We start from the raw sequence: 19,386 nt of genomic DNA on the forward strand, positions 1-19,386 counted from the left end.
AGTCATGATGGCAAACTTCCCTGAGGAAGCGCGAAGATTGACAACACAACCTTAAAACATCCGTTAAGTTCTGTCAATTGGCTCATTGATCCTGAGAGAGGCCATGTCTCTTCCCCGCTGGATTTTAGGGATCCACACCACCACGCCGGTTTTGGGCTTGGCCCTGCTGCCGTTGGAGCCGGAGCTGGGAGAAACCCGCATTCTGAGCCGGTGGCTGGATCGGGAGATGGCAGCGCAGTTACACCCTTGCCTGAAGGAGTTCTTGGCCGGGCAGGACTGGTCGCAGGTGTCCGGGATCGCGGTCGCTTTGGGGCCGGGCAGCTTTACGGGCAGCCGTTTGGGGGTGAGCGTGGCGCGCCTGCTGGGTCAGCAGTTGCACATCCCAGTGTTTGGCTACTCGGCTTTGGCCGTCCTGGCCCGTCATGCGTGGATCCAGCAGGGATCCCCGGCACAGCCCTTGACGGTGGCGGTGCAGATGGACGCCAAACGGGGAGAGTGGTATGGCGGTGTGTACTGGGTGGGGGCCGAACATCTGGCTGTGGCAGTGGCCGATCAGCTCTGGGCGGAAGCGGCTTGGCAGGCGACTCTCCGAGGGTGGCCGCAGGCCTTATCTGTGGATGCCGCCGATTTTCTGGATCCTGTGCCGGTGGTGGCGTTGGCAGAATTGGCCCACGCCGATTTCCGGGCCGGGTTGCGCCCTCAGTGGCAGGAGGTGCTGCCCATCTATGGTCGTCGTCCCCCCATCGATCCCCAGGTGCTGAATCCGAGTGCCCCCTGATCACGGTAAGATTGGGAAGTCTGAGCAACGGATCCCTCTGCCGACATGATCTCAAGCAACGATTTGCGCCCTGGCGTCTCTGTAGAAATTGACGGAGCTCCCTACAAGGTGATCGAGTTTCTGCACGTGAAACCCGGCAAGGGAGCGGCCTTTGTGCGCACCAAACTCAAAAACATGCAGACCGGCAACGTTGTGGAGAAAACCTTCCGCGCCGGGGAAACCCTGCCGGCGGCCACCATCGAAAAAGTCGAGATGCAATATCTCTACGCAGAGGGGGACAACTTGGTGTTCATGGACATGGAGACCTATGAGCAGGCCCCCATTACTGCCGCCCAAATTGGCTCCGCCGTGAAATACCTGAAAGAAAACATGCAAGTGTCAATCCTGCGTTGGAATGGGCAGGTGATCGATGTGGAGTTGCCCAACACTGTGGTTCTGGAGGTGGTGGAAACCGATCCAGGGGTGAAGGGAGATACCGCAACTGGGGGAACCAAGCCGGCCAAGCTGGAGACCGGTGCTGAGATCCAGGTGCCTTTGTTCATCAAGGTGGGGGAACGGATCCGGGTCGATACCCGCACCGACACCTATCTGGGCCGCGAGTAGCTTCTTCCCCCAGCTTAGGGATTTCCGTTGTGGACAGGTGATGCATCAGGAGTGAGCCTTCCCTTGGATGTTGTCAATTGGCAGGAAATTCGTCTTCTCCTGGCCGCTCTGCAAGAGAGCGATGTAGCCGAACTAACCCTGGAGTACAAAGATTTTCGCCTCACCTTGCGCAAAGGGAGCGCCGAAGCTCCTCCTCCTGCCGCTCCGCCGCTGGCCCCCTCCCCTGCTCCCCCTGCAGAAGCTCCTCCTCCTGAGAGCGCTCCCAAGCCTGCCCCCAGCCACTGGGTAGAGGTGACGGCGCCGATGGTGGGCACCTTCTACAGCGCCCCTGCCCCCGGAGAAACGGATTTCGTCCAGGTTGGCCAACGGGTGAACAAGGGTCAAACTCTCTGCATCATCGAAGCCATGAAGCTGATGAACGAGATAGAGGCCGAAACAGCAGGCGTGGTGAGGGAGATTTTGGTGAGCAACGGCCAGCCGGTCGAATTTGGCCAAGTTTTAATGCGACTGGATCCCACGGGGTAAAGCCAGGGTGGCGCTGCCCTCCCTTGGTGCTTTATCCTGGGGGCAATAAGCTGAAGTGCAGCAGCGACACAGTCTTGAACTGGGAGCCTTCTTGATGCCTCGGCGCTCTTCTTCCCAGAGTGGCTCTACCCCATTCCCCTTTCTGGAGGGGCGGGGTGCTGCTGATGGTGAGGCTGAGTCGAGCTTGCCGCTGGGGCAGCGTTTGCTGCGGGCAGGGCTCATTTCCCAATCCCAGTTGGCCCAGGCCCTGCGGGAGCAGCAGCAAAACCACCTCAAGTTGGGAGAAGTGTGCCTCGAGCACGGCTGGCTCACCCTGCCCGATCTCTACCGCTTTTTGCCCAGCCAGTCCCTTTCTCTGGGGGAGATTTTGGTGGCGCTGGGCCATTTGGATTTCGAGCAGTTGCGGGTTGCTCTGGCCCAACAGCGTCGTTACGGGCGGAAACTGGGGGAGATTCTCACCTGGAAAGGTTGGGTACAGCCGGCCATTTTGGATCGCGCCTTGGATGTGCAGGTGCAACTGCAACAGATGGCTTCCTCCAATGCGTGGGAGGCGCTGCAGCCTTTTTTGGCCAGGGATCCCCAGCCAACCCCCCAAAGCTCTGCAGCCGGGGATCCTCTCTGGGGGGTGGAGCCGGCTCTGCCCGTACCGGAAGAGGCCAGGATTCGGCCACCCGGGCTTGACTCTGAAGTTGGGGAAGTTCCCGTCTCCAGAACAACAGCCACGGCAGCCCTAGATCCTTTTGCTGATGAGCCTCAACCGGCCACCTTGGCCGACTACCGCAAGCAAGTGGAAGCCTTGCAGCTGCAAATCGAGCTCCAGGAACAGGAATGGGATCGGATCCTGGCCAACATGAATCAGCAGATTGCCGATTTTCAAAGCCAGTATCAACAGCGCATTCAAAAACTGGAAGCCACCATCCGCCTCCAACAAGTGGAGCTCCAGCATCAGGCCACGTTACAGCAGGATTTGCGAGTTTGGCGGGAACAACTGCAACGGCTGGAAACGGAGTTGGCCCTTGTCCGCGCTGCGGAGCAAAAAGCGCAGCGGCAGTTGCAAACCCAGCGAGACTGCTATCAATCCGAATTGGAGCAGTTGCAAGAGCAGATCCAAATTCTGCAGAAACGCCAGTTGGACTCGGTGCCCGGCAGTGTTGTGGCCGACCTACGCGCCCAATTGGAGGCCGCACTTCATCAGATCCAGCAGCTCCGGTCGGAGCGGGATCAGTTGCAGGCCCAACTGGCCCGGCAAGTTGCAGAGTCAGAGGCTGCCCTATCCCCGCATCTGGACGCTTCCCGGCCCGAGCAGGTTGCCACCCCAGAGCAACCGATTGCGGAGCTGAGAGCCGCTGTGCAGAGGTGGCAAGAGCGCTACGCTCAGCTACAGCAAGAGCACGAAACCCAAATGGCGCGGCTTTCCGGCTACGTTCCCCCAGAGCAGGTGGAGAGCTTGCAGGCGCAGCAACAACAACTGCAAGCGGAAGTGGCGCGGTTGATGGCAGCCAACCGTGACTACGAAGCGCACATTGCCCAACTGGAGGAGCAACGGCAGCAGAGCGAAGCTTTGATCCAGCAGCTCAGGGCAGAACAGGCTGAGGCCGAGCAGCGCATTGTCCAACTGGAGGGATCCCTGCAAGCCCGCCAGGAAGCCCTGGAACAGGCTCAGCAGCAACTCAAAAGCATGGGATCCCGCCTCAGCGCCCTCCAACAGCAGCAGGCCAACTTGACGGTGGAGCTGCGAGACGCGCGGGAGCTGCTGGCGGCCTACCGACAGAGCTTGGAGACTTTACAAGAGAACCTCAAAGTTGAGCAGAACCGCAACCGTCTGCTGCAGGTGAGTTACGAACAGCAGAAGCTGATCGCCGAGGCCGCCCAAGCCCAGTTGAGAGCAGCCAACCTCCCAACCGCCAAAGAGGGGCCGGCGCATTCGTCTGGGCCTGCCAGGGGGACGGAGGAGCCCGGGCTCAACGCCGGGGAGCTTCCCGCCAATCCTGAAGACCCGCCGACGGATCCCTTGTTGGCGGAGCTTACCCCGTGGGCCAGGCATCTGTTCCAAAACTTGCAGGAGGCGGGCCTGCTGGATCGGCCCCAGATCGAACACATCCTCAGCCGTTGGCAACAGGCGGGGGGCAAGCTGACGACAGTTATCGGCGAGTGTGCGGGCCTGAAGGCGACCACGATCAAATTCTTTGCCGATGGGGGATATTCGGCCCGGCTGTCGGGGTGCCGCACGCTGGGAGAGTTCCTCAAGGCTGCCGACTTGTTGGCTGCTGAGGTGCTGGAGTTCTTGTCGCCAATGGATGAAGCTTCCCCCCACTGGGGGGATTCCTTGGTGGAGCGGGGGTTGTTGCGACCGGAGACGCTGCAGTATTTCCGCAAGCACTTCCTGTCGGCTCCCGCCAACCGATAACCTCATCCTCTCCTGCTGAGACGATGTTTGGAGTTGCAGCCGCCGAGACCCCTGACCGGGTGAAGGTCTTGCCCCCGCAGCGCATTGTTGGCCAGGAGATGGCAGCGCGGCTGCTGGTGGCGGCGCTGGAGAAGGGGCGGGTGACTTCCAGCTACTGTTTCTTGGGCCCCCAGGGGGTGGGTCGGGGGCTGATGGCCCGTTGGTTTGCTCAGGCCCTCTTGTGCGAAGCCAGCTTTGGGATCCCTTGCGGCAAGTGCTCAAGCTGCCGTTGGCTGCTGGCGGGCAACCATCCCGACCTCCATTGGGTCAGCCCCACCTACCTGCACCAGGGCCGTCTGATCCCGGCAGAATCCCCGGAGGCGCAAACTTTGCAGCGGCGCTCGCCACCCCAAATTCGCCTGGAGCAGGTGCAGGGAATAGCTCGCTTTTGTTCCCGTAGGCCGATTCCTGCGAGGACTCCGTCCTGCTTACGCGAACGGCGCTCGGTGGTGGTGCTGGAGGGAGCGGAAACCTTGGCAGAAAGCGCTGCCAATGCCTTGTTGAAAACCCTGGAGGAGCCGGGCCCGGCTCACATCATTCTCATCGCCTCCCAGGCGGCCTCCCTGTTGCCAACCCTGCTGTCCCGCTGCCAGATGGTGCCGTTTCGCCGCCTCAGCCCAGAAGAGGTGGAGCGGGTGTTGAGTGGGTTGGGTTGTCCAGATCTGGCAGGGATCCCCCGATCCGAGCTGATCGCCTTGGCCCAGGGCAGCCCCGGCCTGGCGTTGCTGGCCCAGCAGCACCTGCGGGAGATTCCGCCATTGCTCCTGGAGGAACTCAAACGTTGGCCTTGGCACTTTTCTCTCCAGCGGGCGTTGGAACTGGGCAGAGCGGTGGCCGGTTTGGAGCTGCCGGCGCAACTGTGGCTGATCGACTATTTGCAACAGCATTTCAGGCCTACAGCCCCCTATCGCGAGTGGGCGCAGGGATCCCGTCAGGCAATCCAGCAGTTGGAGCGCATTCGCCAACAACTTTTACAACTGGTGCAGCCGCGCCTCTGTTGGGAGGTCAACCTTGCCAGGATTAGGCCGGGTGGGTGATGTGATAGCTGCCGTCGGCCTGCACCCAGGCGATCTCCGGGATCCGACACCGGCGGGCGTAGGCTTCGATCTCTTCGGGGTCCCGATCCAGCAATTCCAGCTCTACTGCTTCTGATGCTCGCCAGCGGGCGGCCAAAGCCAGCGCCGCCGGGATCCCCGCCGGCACCAGGGGCACCACCAACCGCTTGCAGACCATCGCCTCGGTTTGGGGATCAGGGGGCAAGAGCCGCAGCAGCGTATCCGGCAGCAGGGTAAAGCCGATCCCCGGCTGTTCCACTTGCTGAGGGCTGTAGAGGGCATGCAGCCGGTCGTAACGTCCTCCCAAGGCGATGACCTCCCCGGCGGCCACCGCCTGAAAAACGATGCCGGTGTAGTAAGCCAGGGTTTGCAGCAGGCTCAGATCCAGCACCACCTGCACTCCATGATCCTGGAGCACCTGGCAGAGCTGCCGCAGATCCCGCAGCCGCTCAGGCGGCACTGGCAGCCGCGCCAGGTTAGAAAGAACCTGAGCGGGCTGGCCCCGCAGCCCCAGGATTTGCAGGCCAATCTGGCGGGCGGCTTCCGGCAAAGGGGCCGATTCTAGGTAAACGTAGTCGAGCCGGGCAATGGCACGGCGCACCGCCGCTTGAGCCGTGGGGGCAACTGGGCTGAGCAGGCTTTCGGTCAGGCCCACATCGCCCAGCAGCAGCGTCCAAGCGGAGATGCCGACCGAGCGAATGCAATCGGCCAACAGCAGCAGGATCTCGGCATCGGCCAGCCATCCGCCCGCCCCGATCAGCTCCACCCCGGACTGAAAAAACTCCTGGCTGCTGTAGGATCCCTCCTCCCGCCGGCTGTTGCGGAAAACGCTGCCGTGGTAGTAGAGCCGCAGCGGCAAAGGCCCGCCGGCTAGACGGGTGGCCGCCGCCCGCACAAGGGAAGCGGTGAACTCCGGGCGCAGCCCCAGCATCATCCCTTCGCCATCCCGCAGTTGCAGCACCGCCTCGGCGCGGATGGATCCCCCCGCCAGCAGTGTTTCCAGCCGCTCCAGGGTGGGGGTGATGAGGCGCTGGTAGCCGTAGCGGCGAAAAACCTGGGTGAGCTGAGCCTCCAGCCTCTCCCGTCGCTGTACTTCCCGGGGCAGCAAATCGCGGGCGCCGCTGGGGGGGCGCAGGCTGCTGGAAAGGGTGGAAGCAGCTAAGGACTCCGTCCCGCTGACGCGATCGTACACAGGCTGCTCCGGCAGAGTGTCCTGCCGCATCATACTGGATCTGCGGGGTCAGCCGGGATCCCTGGGAAACTCAGGCCACTCCCAGATGGGGTCGGTGGAGCGCACCCGGTGCATCCCGGCGGCGGCAAAGCGGGCGAAGGCCGCCTCCGCCTGCTCGCTGAAATCCACCCCGCCGGGGATCACCACCGCTGAGGTGCAATCTTCCAGAAGATAAACTTTCTTAGCCAGGCTGGGATCCGTGGCTTGGATCTCCTGCAACAGGTCGTTCACCGTCCAGGCCACACAGTGGCTTTTGGCTTGGCCGGCCACGATCAGCGCGTCAAACTGCAACAGGTGGCAGATGAGGGACGCGTTTTTCTCGTCGATGGGATCCCCTTCCGGCCCGGTCAAGACCTCCGGACTGAGCACGGAATAATTTTCTGTCAAGGGGTTGGCTCCCTTGAGCTGCAGGCTGGGCTGGCTGTGGCGGGCCATGCCGTGAAAGAAGATCGCCTCTTCCACCGCCGGCACCAGAGCATGGCCGATCCCTCCCAACATGGAGTGGTAGGGCCAGACGATGAGGGGATATTTGCCCCCTTGCTCCAACTGCTCGGCGTAGTGCAGGGCATAAACCTGCAGCCGCGTCAGATCCCCTTGGGTGAGGTTGGCAGCCATTGCGGGGTTCACCCGCCACCGCCCGCAGCGAATATCGGCTGCCGAAATGGCCGTGGCCGGTTCAGGATGGGCTCCCTGCGCGTCCACCCAAAAGACGGGGTGGAAAATCTGCATGGCTGTGTGGGTGTCGAGGGTGGCGATGATCTGGGTGATGTGGGCCAAGTTGCGATAGATAAACTGACAAAGCCGTCGATTGTCTTCCACCGCACCCAAACCGCTGGAGCCGGCCACAAACAGCTCAAAGCCAGGGATGCAAAAGGTATTCTGCACATCGATCAGCAACAAGCCCACCCGCACCCGATCGGCCTCTGCCGGTGGGATCCCGTGCTCCTTGGCCCAGCGCTCGGCTTCTGCTGCCCGCTGTTGGTAGGGCACCCGCCAGATCTCTCCCACCCGCTCCGGCGCAAAGTGGGGCGGCAGGCCCGCCGGCGCCTCAACAGCTAGCTCCTCTAGCATGGGATTCATGGCGTTCTTCCACTGCAACTTGGCCGACCTCGCACAAGCGCGCTCAGGGTTGACGGGGTCGGGTGGATACTTATGGTTAATCTTACTATAAGTCGGGGCTAGAGTTTTGCCCAGGTGGCCGCTCATGTTCTCGGCTACGTTTGGGTTGGGTGTTTTGTCAAGACTGGTTTTTCCAGTCTTGCGGGGGTTGTGGTGCTGCTTGTGGATCCCTGACAGGCAGGCTTACTTATGGTAGGTTTCACTATAACCTTGGCGGCAACCCGCCGCGTGCTCCCGTCCCCCTCCACCTGCCCTGAGGTTTTTCATGTTGAGCCCTGATTTCTCGTCGTTGCGGCCCCAAGACTATGGTTTGCTGACGGATCTGTACCAGTTCACCATGGCCGCCTGCTATGTGGGGGAAGGGTTAGAGGCTCAGCCTGCTGCCTTTGAGCTGTTTGTGCGGCGGCTGCCCACCGACTATGGCTATCTGATCGCCATGGGGCTCGCCCAGGCAGTGGACTATCTGCAGCAGCTCAGCTTTGCCCCCGAGGCTTTGCAGGCGCTGCGGGAAACGGGCATTTTCGCCGATGCGCCGGAGCGCTTTTGGGATCTGCTGGCCCGCTGCCGGTTTGAGGGAGATGTGTGGGCAGTGCCGGAAGGAACCGCCATTTTCGCCAACCAGCCTCTATTGCGGGTGGAAGCCCCCCTCTGGCAAGCCCAACTGGTGGAGACCTACCTGCTGGCCACCTTGAACTACCAGACCCTGATTGCCACCAAGGCGGCCCGGATGCGGGATGCGGCGGGGGATGAGGCCATTTTGCTGGAGTTCGGCACGCGGCGAGCTTTTGGGCCCCAGGCGGGGCTGTGGGCGGCCCGGGCGGCGCTGGCTGCAGGGTTTAACGCCACTTCCAACGTCTTGGCGGCTCTGAAATTGGGGCGCAAGCCGGCAGGAACCATGGCCCATTCCCTGGTGATGGCCATCGCTGCTCTCTCGGGCGACGAGACCCGCGCCTTTCAATCCTTTCGGCGCTACTTTCCCCAGGCCGCGCTTTTGATCGATACCTACGATCCCATCCAAGGGGCGCGCACGGCAGCCCAACTCTTTGCGGCCACCCATCCGGATCAACTGGGATCGCGCGGGGAAATCGGCGGGGTGCGCATCGACTCCGGAGATTTGGAAGATCTCTCTCGCCGGGTAAAGCAGATTTTGCCCCAGGGAGCGCCGGTGTTTGTCAGCGGCGACCTCGACGAACACGAGATCGAGCGTCTGCATCGCTCCCAAGCTCCCATCAGCGGCTACGGGGTGGGCACCCGCCTGGTGACCGGGGAAGGGGTCAACGGGGTGTACAAATTGGTGGAAATCAACGGGATCCCGGTGGCTAAGGCTTCCTTTGCCAAAGCTACTCTTCCCGGGCGCAAGCAGATCTTTCGCAGCCCTGAGGGAGACTTGTTGGGCCGGTTCGATGAGCCCCCGCCCCCCGGCTACGAACCGCTGTTACGCCAGATCATGCACAGGGGTGTGCTACTGGCTCCCTTGCCAGATCTAGAAGCCATCGCCCGCACCAGCCGCGCTTCTGTGCTGCGCCTACCTCAGGGGGTGCGGCAACTGCGCCAGCCGGATCCCTGGCCCATGGCCCTGACCGCGGCCTTGCAACGGGTAAAAGACCACACCCTCGGTCAGGAATCTGCCTGAGGAAAGGGAGTTTTGCTGCATTATAATGTCTTAGCTTTCAAGTCTCTGCTTCGAGATCTGAGTTTTGCTATTGGACTTGAGCCACTTCGCTGCTTAGACTTTTCCCGCTCTTTGCCCCCAACTCTATGACCCAACGTGCCTTAATTACCGGCATCACCGGACAGGATGGCTCTTATCTGGCCGAGCTGCTGCTGCAGAAAAACTACGAAGTTCACGGCATCATCCGCCGCGCTAGCACTTTCAACACCGACCGCATCGACCACATCTACGTGGATGCCCATGACCCGCAAGCCAGGCTATTTCTCCACTACGGGGATCTCACGGACGGCACCACCCTGCGCCGGATCCTGGAACAGGTGCAGCCGACGGAAGTGTACAACTTGGGGGCCCAATCCCACGTGCGGGTGAGTTTTGATGCGCCGGAATACACCGTCGACGCGGTGGCCATGGGCACGCTGCGTCTTCTAGAGGCCATCCGCGACTACCAACAGCGCACCGGGATCCGGGTGAAGTTTTACCAGGCGGGATCCTCGGAGATGTTCGGCCTGGTGCAGGAGATCCCGCAGAAGGAGACCACCCCCTTCTACCCCCGCAGCCCCTATGCCTGTGCCAAGGTGTACGCCTACTGGCAGACGGTCAACTACCGCGAAGCCTACAATCTGTTCGCCTGCAACGGCATTTTGTTCAACCACGAGAGCCCACGGCGGGGGGAAACCTTTGTAACCCGCAAGATCACCCGCGCCGTCAGCCGCATCGTGGCCGGTAAACAAAGCAAACTGTACCTGGGCAACCTGGATGCTAAGCGAGACTGGGGCTACGCCAAAGACTATGTCGAGGGAATGTGGATGATGCTCCAACAACCCCAGCCGGACGACTATGTGTTGGCTACGGGGGAAACCCACACCGTGCGCGAGTTCGCGGAACGAGCCTTCGCGCTGGTGGGTCTGCCCATTACCTGGAAAGGCTCCGGCCCAGCCGAACAGGGATTGTATAAAGACCAGGTGTTGATCGAGATCGACCCCCGCTACTACCGCCCAACCGAGGTGGATCTGCTGCTGGGGGATGCTTCCAAAGCCAAGCGAGTCCTGGGGTGGGAGCCCAAAGTGAGCTTCCCACAATTGGTGGAGCTGATGGTGCTGGCCGACTTGGAAGCCATCGGCCTGGATCCGGATCCCATCCTGGGGGAACGGCGCACCCTCAACGGCCTGCTCAGCGAAGATCGCGCCTTCATCCGCACCCAACTGGGGGTTCATTACGACTGACAAGAGGGATAAGACGGTCGAGACGGGATCCCAAAAACCGCTTCGTCCCCCTTGCCCAGATCGGGGAGTGAACGCTTAATATAGGAGATCGCCAATTCTTCTAGCTTCCTGAACGTTCGACCCTGGACATCCTTTGCTGATTTCGGAGAACTGCCCGCATGTCCCGCTACACAGGTCCCCGTCTAAAAATTATTCGTCGCTTCGGGGGACTTGATCTGCCCGGTTTGACGCGCAAGCGCCCCAAAAATAACAATCCGCCCGGTATGCATGGCGCCGAGCGCAAGAAAAAGTCTGAGTATGCCATTCGCCTAGAAGAAAAGCAGAAGGTGCGCTTCAACTATGGGCTAAGCGAACGGCAGATGATCCGCTACATGCGCAAGGCACGGCGCTCCAAGGGATCCACCGGCTTGGCCCTGTTGCAGATGCTGGAAATGCGGTTGGATTGCATCGTGTTTCGTCTGGGCATGGCTCCCACCATCCCGGCAGCTCGACAGTTGGTGAGCCACGGTCACATAGAGGTTAACGGCCAAAAGGTCACCATTCCCAGCTATGGCTGCAAAGTGGGGGACGTGATTACGGTCAGAAACAAGGAATCTTCCCGCAAGCTGGTAGCCGCCTACGCAGAGTATCCGGGTCTGTTTCTACCTGACTACCTGGAGTTTGACAAAGAAAAGCTGCGCGGACGCATCAAAGAACTGCCCCCCCGCGAGCAAATTTGCGCTCCGGTCAACGAGCTTTTGGTGGTTGAGTTCTATTCCCGTAAGCTCTAAGGATCCCTTTTGCTGCTAACTCCCCTCTCCCCCTGGGAGAGGGGCTGGGGGTGAGGGAGCAAAGCCAAGGAGATGGGTTAGAGGCTGCCGATGGCCCGCCGCAGTTGTACCAAGGCGCGGTTGTAGGCGATCACAGCATCGGAAAGGTTGCCACGGGCGGTGGTGAGGGCAGCTTCGGCATTGATCACCTCTGTCTGAGTGCCCACCCCCGCTTGCAAGCGCAGCCGGGCCAAGCGCAGGCTTTCTTCTGCCGAGGCAATCGCCACTTTGGCCGAGTCGATCTGCTCGCGGCTGGAGCTGAGGGTCAGGAAGGCTTCTTCCACCCCCCGCTGGATTTCATTGCGGGTGCCAACGAAATTGCTCACGGCCACTTGTCCATCGATCTGGGCTTGGCGGGCTTGGGCAGATGCTGCTCCCCCATCGAACCACGTCAAGCTGAAATTGGCTCCGACCGAATAGCCAACATCAAAACTGTTGCGGCTGGCGTTGAAATCGTTAACGGCATCGAGGGTGGCGAACAAACCGACCTGGGGGCCATTGCGGGCTTGGGCCAGGCGCACACGGCTTTGGGCTTGTTCCAGCTCGCGGCGTTGGCGCTCCAGCTCTTGTCGTTGGGCGAAGGCAGCGATGATGGTCTCTTCCAAGCTGAGATCCCATTCTCCCATCGGCTCGATGCGGTCGCTGGCCAACACATCGGTGGGGCTGGGAAAGTTCAGCAGTTCGGCCAGACGGCGGCGATTCAGTTGTTGGATGTTTTGGGCCGCCAGCAAGGCTTGTCGATTGTTGGCCAATTCCGTCTCTGCTTGGAGAATCTCGAAGCGCGTGCCCAGCCCGGCCCGTTCTCGGGCTTGAGCATCCCGCAGGGTGGCTTCCGAGCTTTCGACAGCAGCCTGTCTGATGGCAACCCTGGCATCGGCGCTTTGCAGATCGTAGTAGGCGTTGGCCACAGCTTGTTTGACCGTCTGCAGGGCTTGCTCCAGTTGCAGTTGGGCGACGCGCAGAGCTTCTTGGGCCAGCTTCAGGTTTTGCTCCCTGAGGCCAGTGTCAAAAGCGGTGTACTCCACCCGCACCACGCTGGCTGAGAAAGTGTGAACTTCGCGGCTTGGCCCGCCGCCGGGTGAAGGAGGTTCGCTGTATTGGTAACTGGCTCGAGTGGAGAGGCTGGGAGCAAAGGCAGCTTGAGCGACGGCCACCCCGGCCTCGGCCCGCTCGACGGCCAGCCTGGCCTGCTGCACAGTTGGGTTTTGGGCCACGGCGAGCTCCAGGGCTTGTTCTAAAGACAAGCCCTCTCTTCGCTCAATGCGCACCTGCAAGGGGGATTGGGGTACTACCAATTCTTCAGCCGTCAAGGCTCCCTGCACCGCCAGGTCAGCGGCAGGGGCGGAGTCGGCAAGGTTGGGGGGAATCGATAGGGTGGGGGGGGGTGGGGGGGTGAGGATTTCGCGGCTGTTGGGCAGAGCAAAAGTAGCGGAGCCAGGGGCTTCCGGCTGGGCAAGAGCAGGAGCAACCCAGAGCAGACTCAACAGTAGGCCACAGGGGGCGGAACGGGCAAGGTGCAACTGGGATCCCGCCAAGCCCATCTGCCCTTGAGGAAGTCGCAGCGGATCCCCAGCTACATTTTCCATCGCCATCGTGTTGGGATTCTCAACATCACCCCTAGCAGTATCGCAGAATGAAAGACAAAAATAAGACGGTTTTCCACAGGATCTCTTGCTGCTCCGCTGACCTGCCCGACCTGCGTCCGGTGGGATTTGCGCTCTGCCCAAGCACTGGGTTCGATGGAATGCCACCAAGTAGATTTAGGATCTGAGTAGCACGAGTTCAGCCATGACCAGTCCCAAGCCGGCATCTTCTCCCCCCCAAAACTCTCCGCCCCTCTGGCTCAGCCTGGCGTTGGGGCTCACCACCGCTCCGGTTCTGTTGGGCCTGGTCTTGGCGGATCGGGCCGGCAAATGGCTGGGATCCCTGAGCTGGGAAGATCCGGGTTGGTGGCTGGGGGAACGGCTGCCCAACTTGGACAGGGCCACGCTGCAGGCCCATGAGCAACAGCGCAAAAACTCTGCCCCAGTCGAGAATTCTTAGCTTCCCTATTGCTTGCGTATCATAGGTAAAGCGAATCTGCAGCAGGAGTTAACAGCCTTTGCGTAGACTGGCCAGACCGCCGCAGGAGTTCACCTCCGGGTTCTCGGGGGTGCTGTTTTGGTTGAGCGCATTCCTCTTCACGGCGGTGGTGAGCGCTTGTCTGGGCTATCTATTCGGCCAACGAGCCCTATCGGGGGTTTCTTCTCCCGTCACCGGTTCCGGTCAGGCTTCTCGCTCCCGCGCAGTTCGGGATCCCCGCAGCGTGCCCTTGCTGAACGAGGCTGAGGTGATCGCAGCAGCGGAAGCAAACCTTCGCCCACCCCCAACGCCTACCCCTCTTTTCACGGCAACGCCCACGCCAGTCGCAACACCTACCCCAACGCCCACCCCCCGCCTGTCGCCTGAGTTGGCGGCGGCCCCCTCTCCAACGCCTACCCCCCGACCTGTCACTCCATCTCCGCCGCCTCCCCGCGCCTCGTCACCGGCGCCCACCCCACCTCCCCTCCCTCGGCAAGTTGCCACCAGTGGCCAGGTTGCCATGCAGGTGCTCTCGGTTCGTCGCGAGGGAAGCCAAGTAGTCTTGAATGTGGCTATGCAGAACAACTCGTCAGAGACGGTGCGCTTTCTCTACAGCTTCATGAACGTTACCGACGACAACGGACGCTCGATCAACGCTCTTGCCCAAGGTTTGCCGGGTGAGCTGCCCCCCAACAGCCAAGTTTTCCAGGGCATCATCCGCATCCCGGCTTCCAGCTTGGCCGGATCCCGCTCCCTGTCCCTGAGTTTGGCCGATTACCCCAGCCGCCGCCACCGAGTGGGAGCCAGCGGGATCCCGGTGCCGCCCTAGCCCCCCTCTTCTTTTGGCTTCAGGCCGGGGATTCGTTCGCGCTCTTGGGGCTAGATCCCCAGGTCTTTACAGGGAAACATGAGGTGGCAGTGCCCAGTCCAACCTTTGAACAGCCTGAGCAAATCCGAGAGCTCTTCGACCGCATTGCTCCCCACTACGACTTCTTTAACCAAACCTTGAGCTTGGGTCTCCATCAGGTTTGGAAGCGCATGGCCGTGCGTTGGTCGGGCGCCAGCTCAGGGGATCACGTGCTGGATCTGTGCTGCGGAACCGGCGATCTGGCCCTGCAGTTGGCCCGCCGAGTAGGACGCAGGGGTCGTGTAGTGGGCCTAGATTTCTCTCCCGCCATGCTGAACATTGCCCGGCACCGCTCCCGGCAGCTATTCCCTAACCATCCCATCGAGTGGGTTCTAGGAGACGCTCTGACCTTGCCTTTTCCCAACGATAGCTTCGATGCCGTTACCATGGGCTACGGCTTGCGCAACGTGAGCGATATTCCCCAAGCCTTGCGCGAGATCCGACGGGTGCTAAAGCCGGGGTGCCGTGCCGCCATTTTGGATTTTCATCGCCCTACAGGGATCCCTTTTCTCGAACACTTTCAGCGCTGGTACTTGAACACCCAGGTCGTTGCCCAGGCCAAAGCCTTGGGACTGGGATCCGAATATGCCTACATCGATCCCAGCCTGGATCGCTTTCCATCTGGAGAAGAGCAACGGCGAATAGCCCTGCAGGCAGGGTTTGCTAGCGCCAAATTTTACCCCCTAGCGTGGGGCATGATGGGAGTACTGGTGATTGAGGCCTGTCACTGCGATCGTCAGTGTAGCGCCTCATAGGGATCCTTTCGCCTCTGCCTAAGTAGATAGGGATCCACCTGAGGCTCAGGCTCTGACCTAAACCATTGGTAGCAAACAAGCTGGACATCTTCTTGATTAAAAAACGGTGGATTCTGATGGTGAGAGGGGAGATCCTTGTACAATTCCTCATCAATAAACAACTCATCCAGCGAGTCAATTAGATTGGCAACATCCCGATCCTTCTGATAAGTTTCCCAAAGTTTCTTACAGTCTCTCTTCTATGTACGAATGCTTTTGATATGGGTAGCCAAGTCCAGCTTCCACCCCGTTCTCACGGGGAATTTTTGCGCTGGGTAAACCGGTTTATGGGCAGCGTTCAGATCCTAACTCCTCCAGAACTGGCTGAGCAGCATGCCAAGCTGGCTGAGGAACAGTTGCAGAGGTACCTAGAGCACACTCGATGCGGGCAAGATAGAAGGCCGGGACGAGACGTCGAGGATCTCACTCCGGCAGACGGGCCAAGCTGACCCCTCGGTAGTAATAGGCCAAAATTTGGTGGTAAGTCCAGCCCTGACGGGCCAATTCTTGGGCGCCCCACTGGCTCATGCCAATGCCATGCCCGTACTTGGGATAGGGGCTAAAATCCGGCAGACTTCTCAAGTAGGGGATCCCGCTCACCCCAACGGTTTGGCTGCCGGCGCTGGCGCTGTACATGGCGTTTACAAATTGCCCCCCATACACCATGACGATGCCGCGGGTGGCGTGTGTTGCTGCTAGGGCGGCGGCTGAGCGCTGCGAGAGGCCCCGATACACCTGGGAGCGGGTGTCGCTAAACACATCAAACCAGCCGCGGGAATTGCGGTGGTGAAGAACATAGGTGCGGGCCGCCACCGCCTGGGCCTTGAGGGCCTCGGGTAAGAAGCGGGATCCCATCTCGGCTTCCACCACGCCGGCCACGTAGTCTTCTAGATCCACGTAGTTGATGGCCATTACCCTGTTATACCCGGTCAAGAGCACCTTGCCGGAATACCAGCGGCCATCCACCGCCACCAGGCCACCCGCTGGCGGCTCGATGAACAACACCGGGCTGACCACCCCCTGCAGGCGCACCCCTTGAGGGCCGGGCTGGGCCAAAAACCCTTGCATGGGCGGCAACTCGGCCAGCACCTCTTGGCGGCTGTTGGTCAGTTGGGCGGGGCGAGAAACGCCCACCACCACAGGGGCGGTGGCATCGGCCAATTGCACGCGCACCGTCACCCCCCAAGCGCTCTCTATCCATCCCCCTAAGGTGCCCACCAGCAGGGATCCCATCAGGGCAAGCCAACCCCGTGCTCCCATAGCCTCTGTCCAGAGTTCTTTTTTGTACAGCAACCCCAGCCTAGGATAGAGCAAATCGGACTTGGGAACGAAAATCAGGGTGCCTAAAGGGCGGGACGGGATCCCGTTGACAAGGGAGTGGGCGGATGGGGTTGCTCCAAAGGGAGAGGATCAGGTTGTCGAAACCGATCCGGTTCCAGGCCCAAGGCAAAGCACAGGGAGGATCCCGGTCGTCCATTGGAGAAGCAGAGAAAAGCTCCCAGCGAAGCCAATGCCAGAAGGGCCGCATAGCCGAACATGGCCCGATAGCCGGATCCCAGCGCCAGGGTGCCCAGGATCGGCCCCGCCAGCCCAATGCCCAAGTCAAACCCACACATCACCAAGCTGAACAAACGCCCCCGCTCCGCCGGCTCAGAGCGATCGGCTACCAGGGCGGAGATCAGCGGGATCAAGGTGCCAAAACCCGACCCCACCACGATCCCGGCGACAAGAAAAGCCCCGACGCTGTCGGCAACCAACAGGATCCCCATCGCCAGAGCATAGGTGGCCAAGCTCAGAGAGATAAACGGCCCCCGCCCGTAGCGATCGGAAGCGCGACCAGCCAGCAGGCGCACGCCGAAGCTGGCAAAGGCCACCGCCGTATAAAAAAGACCGGGATTGAGGGGAACTCCGACCTCTTGGATCAACAGGGCCACAAACGTGGTCTGGGTGCCGAAGGCCAGCCCCACCAAGAGCATGACCCCGGCGAGAGAGCACACCTTGGGGTTGAGCACAAGGCTCCAAAACGCTCCATCCGGGGGCAGGGATCCCCAACCCCCACGGCGCTGCTCGCGAACCGATTGGGTACAGAGAAAGCCCACCAACCCCAGCAGAGCGGCAAAGAGAAACAGAGGGCCATAACCAACCAGCTCCTGCAAAAAGCCGCCCAAAGCAGGGCCGATGGCTACACCAATGGGATTGACCAAACTCATGTAGCCCAAGATCTCGCCGCGTTTTGCTTCCGGGGCAAAATCCGCCACCAAAGTAACGTAGGCGGTGGCAAAAGCGGCGATGCTGATCCCGTGAAAGGCCCGCACCAGCGCTATCCACGGGATCCAATCCCAGAGCCAGTACCCCAAAGGCGCCATCCCCGCCGCGCCCATGCCGATGAGCAAGACGATCCGGCGACTATGGCCATCCGCCAGCCGCCCCAACCAAGGGCGAAAAGCCAGCAGCCCAATCGAGAAGGCCCCCATCACCAAGCCCACCTCTTGGCTGGTGCCGCCCACATCCCGGACGTAGAGCGGCAGTGTGGGCAACAGCGAAGACAGACTGGCCCAAAAGAGCAGCCCGGCCACGAAGAGAATGCCCAAGTTGCGCCGCTGCGCCGGCTGTAGCTGCCCGAATACCCTCACGCCCACTCCCGATGAAACTCTCACAACCCTGCCAGGGAGCAAAGCCGTCTCCACAGCATCCCTGAACAGAAATATTACGAAATGTCTATTTGGGTGCTGACTTTTTCAATCTTAACCTCTTGTCTGGAACTGTGCAGGATCCCTGTTCAGGGGCAGCCGTTAGCCTGGAAGTGGCCTTTTTGTACGCTCGCCTATGGTGGAACGGTCGGATCCCTTGACTCGCGGTTTGGTTGCCCTGATTCGGGGCTACCAGATAGGCATCTCCCCTTGGCTGCCTCCTGCCTGCCGCTACTACCCCACCTGCTCCCAGTACACCCTGGAAGCGGTGCGGCGCTACGGCGCCATCCGAGGCAGTTGGCTGGGGATCCGCCGCCTCTGCCGCTGCCACCCTTGGCATCCGGGGGGCTACGACCCGGTGCCCGACTTGCCAGGATCCGCACCTGACGAAACTTATCGCCCCAGCCGAGATTGATTGACGAGGGGGATCCCTGTCAGGCCAAGATCGGTGTTGCCGGAAAAGGCTGTATTTGGGAGCCGGTCAGTCAGGAATAGCAGGCCACCGCCTCGATTTCCACCAAGGCATTCAAGGGCAAGCCAGCCACCTGCACGCAAGAGCGGGCCGGCGCCGGGTCTGCGGCAAAAAACTCTCGATAAACCTCGTTCATGGCGGCAAAGTCTTTCATATCCGCCAAAAAAACGGTTGTCTTCACCACATTGGCCAGGCTCGTGCCCCCTGCTTCCAGCACCGCCTTCAGGTTCAGCAACGCCTGCCGAGTTTGCGAGGCAACATCTTCCCCCGCCAACTTGCCGGTTTTGGGATCCAGGCCCACCTGGCCGGCGGCAAACAGAAAAGGCTCCGAAGCAACAACGCCCTGGCTGTAAGGGCCGACAGGAGCAGGAGCGGCCTCGGTTTGTACAGCACAAGGGCCTGGCCCGGTTTGGCCCTGCGGATGGCCCATCGCGGAATTGGCCAGATTGCTCGGCTCCATAGAGGTTTGCCCCCGTGAAGAGAAGCTCTTTCGCTACGCTACCACAGGCGGATCCCAGAGAAGACGAACCCGCAATGCCAAAATAGGCTTGTCGGGAAGAAAAAGTGCTCATGCCTTTGATCAAGTTGCAAACCTCTCTGCAGCCAGAACCTGCCACCGTGGCAGACCTACTCAAGTTCCTCTCTGCTGCTCTGGCTAAGCAGTTGGGCAAGTCGGAAGCCTACGTAATGACTGCTTTTGAAGGAGGGATCCCGATGACCTTTGCCGGCAGCGCCGATCCCTGCTGCTATGTAGAGATCAAGAGTATTGGGCAGTTTTCCGCCGATCAAACCCGATCCCTGAGCGAGTTTTTTTGCAGCACCATCGAGGACAAATTGGGGATCCCCAAGAAGAGGATTTACATTGAGTTCGGCGATGCCAAAGGCTATCTTTGGGGATGGAACGGCACGACCTTTGGGTGAAAGCTACTTCACACAAGTCAAGCATCTCCTCGCCTGGCTGCTCCAGCCTATCTAGCAAAAGCTTTTTGACGCTCCCGACC

At 60.8% G+C, this 19,386-nt stretch carries 19 protein-coding genes; 13 read left to right on the forward strand and 6 right to left on the reverse strand.

The genetic code is table 11. The features are described from left to right. Positions 1-103: 103 nt before the first annotated feature. From tsaB to NW862_RS02745, 5 genes are all read left to right on the forward strand, one after another. Positions 104-778 carry a tRNA (adenosine(37)-N6)-threonylcarbamoyltransferase complex dimerization subunit type 1 TsaB gene (gene tsaB / locus NW862_RS02725; RefSeq protein WP_414335239.1) on the forward strand — a complete coding sequence of 225 codons (675 nt, stop codon included), beginning with the start codon at positions 104-106 and terminating at the stop codon, positions 776-778. 45 nt (positions 779-823) lie between these two features. Then, on the forward strand, positions 824-1,381 hold the full coding sequence (efp, locus tag NW862_RS02730; RefSeq protein WP_414335241.1) for an elongation factor P: 558 nt from the start codon (positions 824-826) through the stop codon (positions 1,379-1,381). Between the two features lie 51 nt (positions 1,382-1,432). Beyond that, positions 1,433-1,906 carry an acetyl-CoA carboxylase biotin carboxyl carrier protein gene (gene accB, locus NW862_RS02735; RefSeq protein WP_414426889.1) on the forward strand — a complete coding sequence of 158 codons (474 nt, stop codon included), beginning with the start codon at positions 1,433-1,435 and terminating at the stop codon, positions 1,904-1,906. A 94-nt stretch (positions 1,907-2,000) separates the two neighbouring features. After that, complete coding sequence (locus tag NW862_RS02740; protein WP_414426890.1) at positions 2,001-4,313, forward strand: hypothetical protein; 2,313 nt, start codon at positions 2,001-2,003, stop codon at positions 4,311-4,313. A gap of 23 nt (positions 4,314-4,336) precedes the next feature. Next, complete coding sequence (locus NW862_RS02745) at positions 4,337-5,389, forward strand: DNA polymerase III subunit delta' (protein WP_414426891.1); 1,053 nt, start codon at positions 4,337-4,339, stop codon at positions 5,387-5,389. Here the strand turns inward: NW862_RS02745 and NW862_RS02750 are convergent. Both NW862_RS02750 and NW862_RS02755 read right to left on the reverse strand, forming a co-directional pair. Further along, the gene (locus NW862_RS02750) at positions 5,373-6,632 is read right to left on the reverse strand and encodes an ATP phosphoribosyltransferase regulatory subunit (RefSeq protein WP_414335248.1); all 1,260 of its coding nucleotides are present in this window, start codon (positions 6,630-6,632) and stop codon (positions 5,373-5,375) included. The two genes, NW862_RS02745 and NW862_RS02750, sit on opposite strands and share 17 nt — an antisense overlap. A gap of 15 nt (positions 6,633-6,647) precedes the next feature. After that, a complete protein-coding gene (locus NW862_RS02755) occupies positions 6,648-7,718 on the reverse strand; it encodes an isochorismatase (RefSeq protein ID WP_414335250.1) in 1,071 nt (356 codons plus the stop codon). A gap of 304 nt (positions 7,719-8,022) precedes the next feature. On the opposite strand from NW862_RS02755, the gene NW862_RS02760 reads away from it, so the two are divergent. The 3 genes from NW862_RS02760 (at position 8,023) to rpsD (ending at position 11,422) form a co-directional block, all read left to right on the forward strand. Beyond that, positions 8,023-9,390 carry a nicotinate phosphoribosyltransferase gene (locus tag NW862_RS02760; RefSeq protein WP_414335252.1) on the forward strand — a complete coding sequence of 456 codons (1,368 nt, stop codon included), beginning with the start codon at positions 8,023-8,025 and terminating at the stop codon, positions 9,388-9,390. A 125-nt stretch (positions 9,391-9,515) separates the two neighbouring features. Further along, complete coding sequence (gene gmd, locus NW862_RS02765) at positions 9,516-10,652, forward strand: GDP-mannose 4,6-dehydratase (protein WP_414335254.1); 1,137 nt, start codon at positions 9,516-9,518, stop codon at positions 10,650-10,652. A gap of 158 nt (positions 10,653-10,810) precedes the next feature. Further along, on the forward strand, positions 10,811-11,422 hold the full coding sequence (rpsD, locus tag NW862_RS02770) for a 30S ribosomal protein S4 (protein ID WP_414335255.1): 612 nt from the start codon (positions 10,811-10,813) through the stop codon (positions 11,420-11,422). Positions 11,423-11,499: 77 nt separating this feature from the next. On the opposite strand, the gene NW862_RS02775 is transcribed toward rpsD, so the two are convergent. Next, positions 11,500-13,047 (reverse strand): TolC family protein, encoded by a 1,548-nt coding sequence (locus tag NW862_RS02775; RefSeq protein ID WP_414341788.1) that lies wholly within the window; start codon positions 13,045-13,047, stop codon positions 11,500-11,502. Between the two features lie 202 nt (positions 13,048-13,249). Between NW862_RS02775 and NW862_RS02780 the strand changes: the two genes are divergently transcribed. From NW862_RS02780 to ubiE, 3 genes are all read left to right on the forward strand, one after another. Next, positions 13,250-13,504, forward strand: coding sequence for a hypothetical protein (locus NW862_RS02780; protein ID WP_414334100.1), 255 nt, complete (start codon positions 13,250-13,252; stop codon positions 13,502-13,504). A gap of 121 nt (positions 13,505-13,625) precedes the next feature. Further along, complete coding sequence (locus NW862_RS02785; protein WP_414334099.1) at positions 13,626-14,351, forward strand: hypothetical protein; 726 nt, start codon at positions 13,626-13,628, stop codon at positions 14,349-14,351. Between the two features lie 89 nt (positions 14,352-14,440). Beyond that, positions 14,441-15,184, forward strand: a complete 744-nt coding sequence (ubiE, locus tag NW862_RS02790) for a bifunctional demethylmenaquinone methyltransferase/2-methoxy-6-polyprenyl-1,4-benzoquinol methylase UbiE (RefSeq protein WP_414338347.1) — start codon at positions 14,441-14,443, stop codon at positions 15,182-15,184. Between the two features lie 462 nt (positions 15,185-15,646). Here ubiE and NW862_RS02795 read toward each other — a convergent pair whose 3' ends face one another. Further along, the gene (locus NW862_RS02795; RefSeq protein WP_414426892.1) at positions 15,647-16,483 is read right to left on the reverse strand and encodes a SpoIID/LytB domain-containing protein; all 837 of its coding nucleotides are present in this window, start codon (positions 16,481-16,483) and stop codon (positions 15,647-15,649) included. Between the two features lie 83 nt (positions 16,484-16,566). After that, positions 16,567-17,880 (reverse strand): MFS transporter, encoded by a 1,314-nt coding sequence (locus NW862_RS02800; protein ID WP_414426893.1) that lies wholly within the window; start codon positions 17,878-17,880, stop codon positions 16,567-16,569. A 169-nt stretch (positions 17,881-18,049) separates the two neighbouring features. Here NW862_RS02800 and yidD point away from each other — a divergent pair, with 169 nt between their 5' ends. Further along, complete coding sequence (gene yidD / locus NW862_RS02805; protein ID WP_414334091.1) at positions 18,050-18,328, forward strand: membrane protein insertion efficiency factor YidD; 279 nt, start codon at positions 18,050-18,052, stop codon at positions 18,326-18,328. A gap of 70 nt (positions 18,329-18,398) precedes the next feature. Here yidD and NW862_RS02810 read toward each other — a convergent pair whose 3' ends face one another. Further along, complete coding sequence (locus tag NW862_RS02810) at positions 18,399-18,815, reverse strand: RidA family protein (RefSeq protein ID WP_414426924.1); 417 nt, start codon at positions 18,813-18,815, stop codon at positions 18,399-18,401. Positions 18,816-18,955: 140 nt separating this feature from the next. Here NW862_RS02810 and NW862_RS02815 point away from each other — a divergent pair, with 140 nt between their 5' ends. Further along, positions 18,956-19,306 (forward strand): phenylpyruvate tautomerase MIF-related protein, encoded by a 351-nt coding sequence (locus NW862_RS02815; RefSeq protein WP_414334089.1) that lies wholly within the window; start codon positions 18,956-18,958, stop codon positions 19,304-19,306. Positions 19,307-19,386 lie beyond the last annotated feature (80 nt).

This window comes from Synechococcus sp. H55.8 (genome assembly GCF_047462375.1).
Classification (GTDB): domain Bacteria; phylum Cyanobacteriota; class Cyanobacteriia; order Thermostichales; family Thermostichaceae; genus Thermostichus.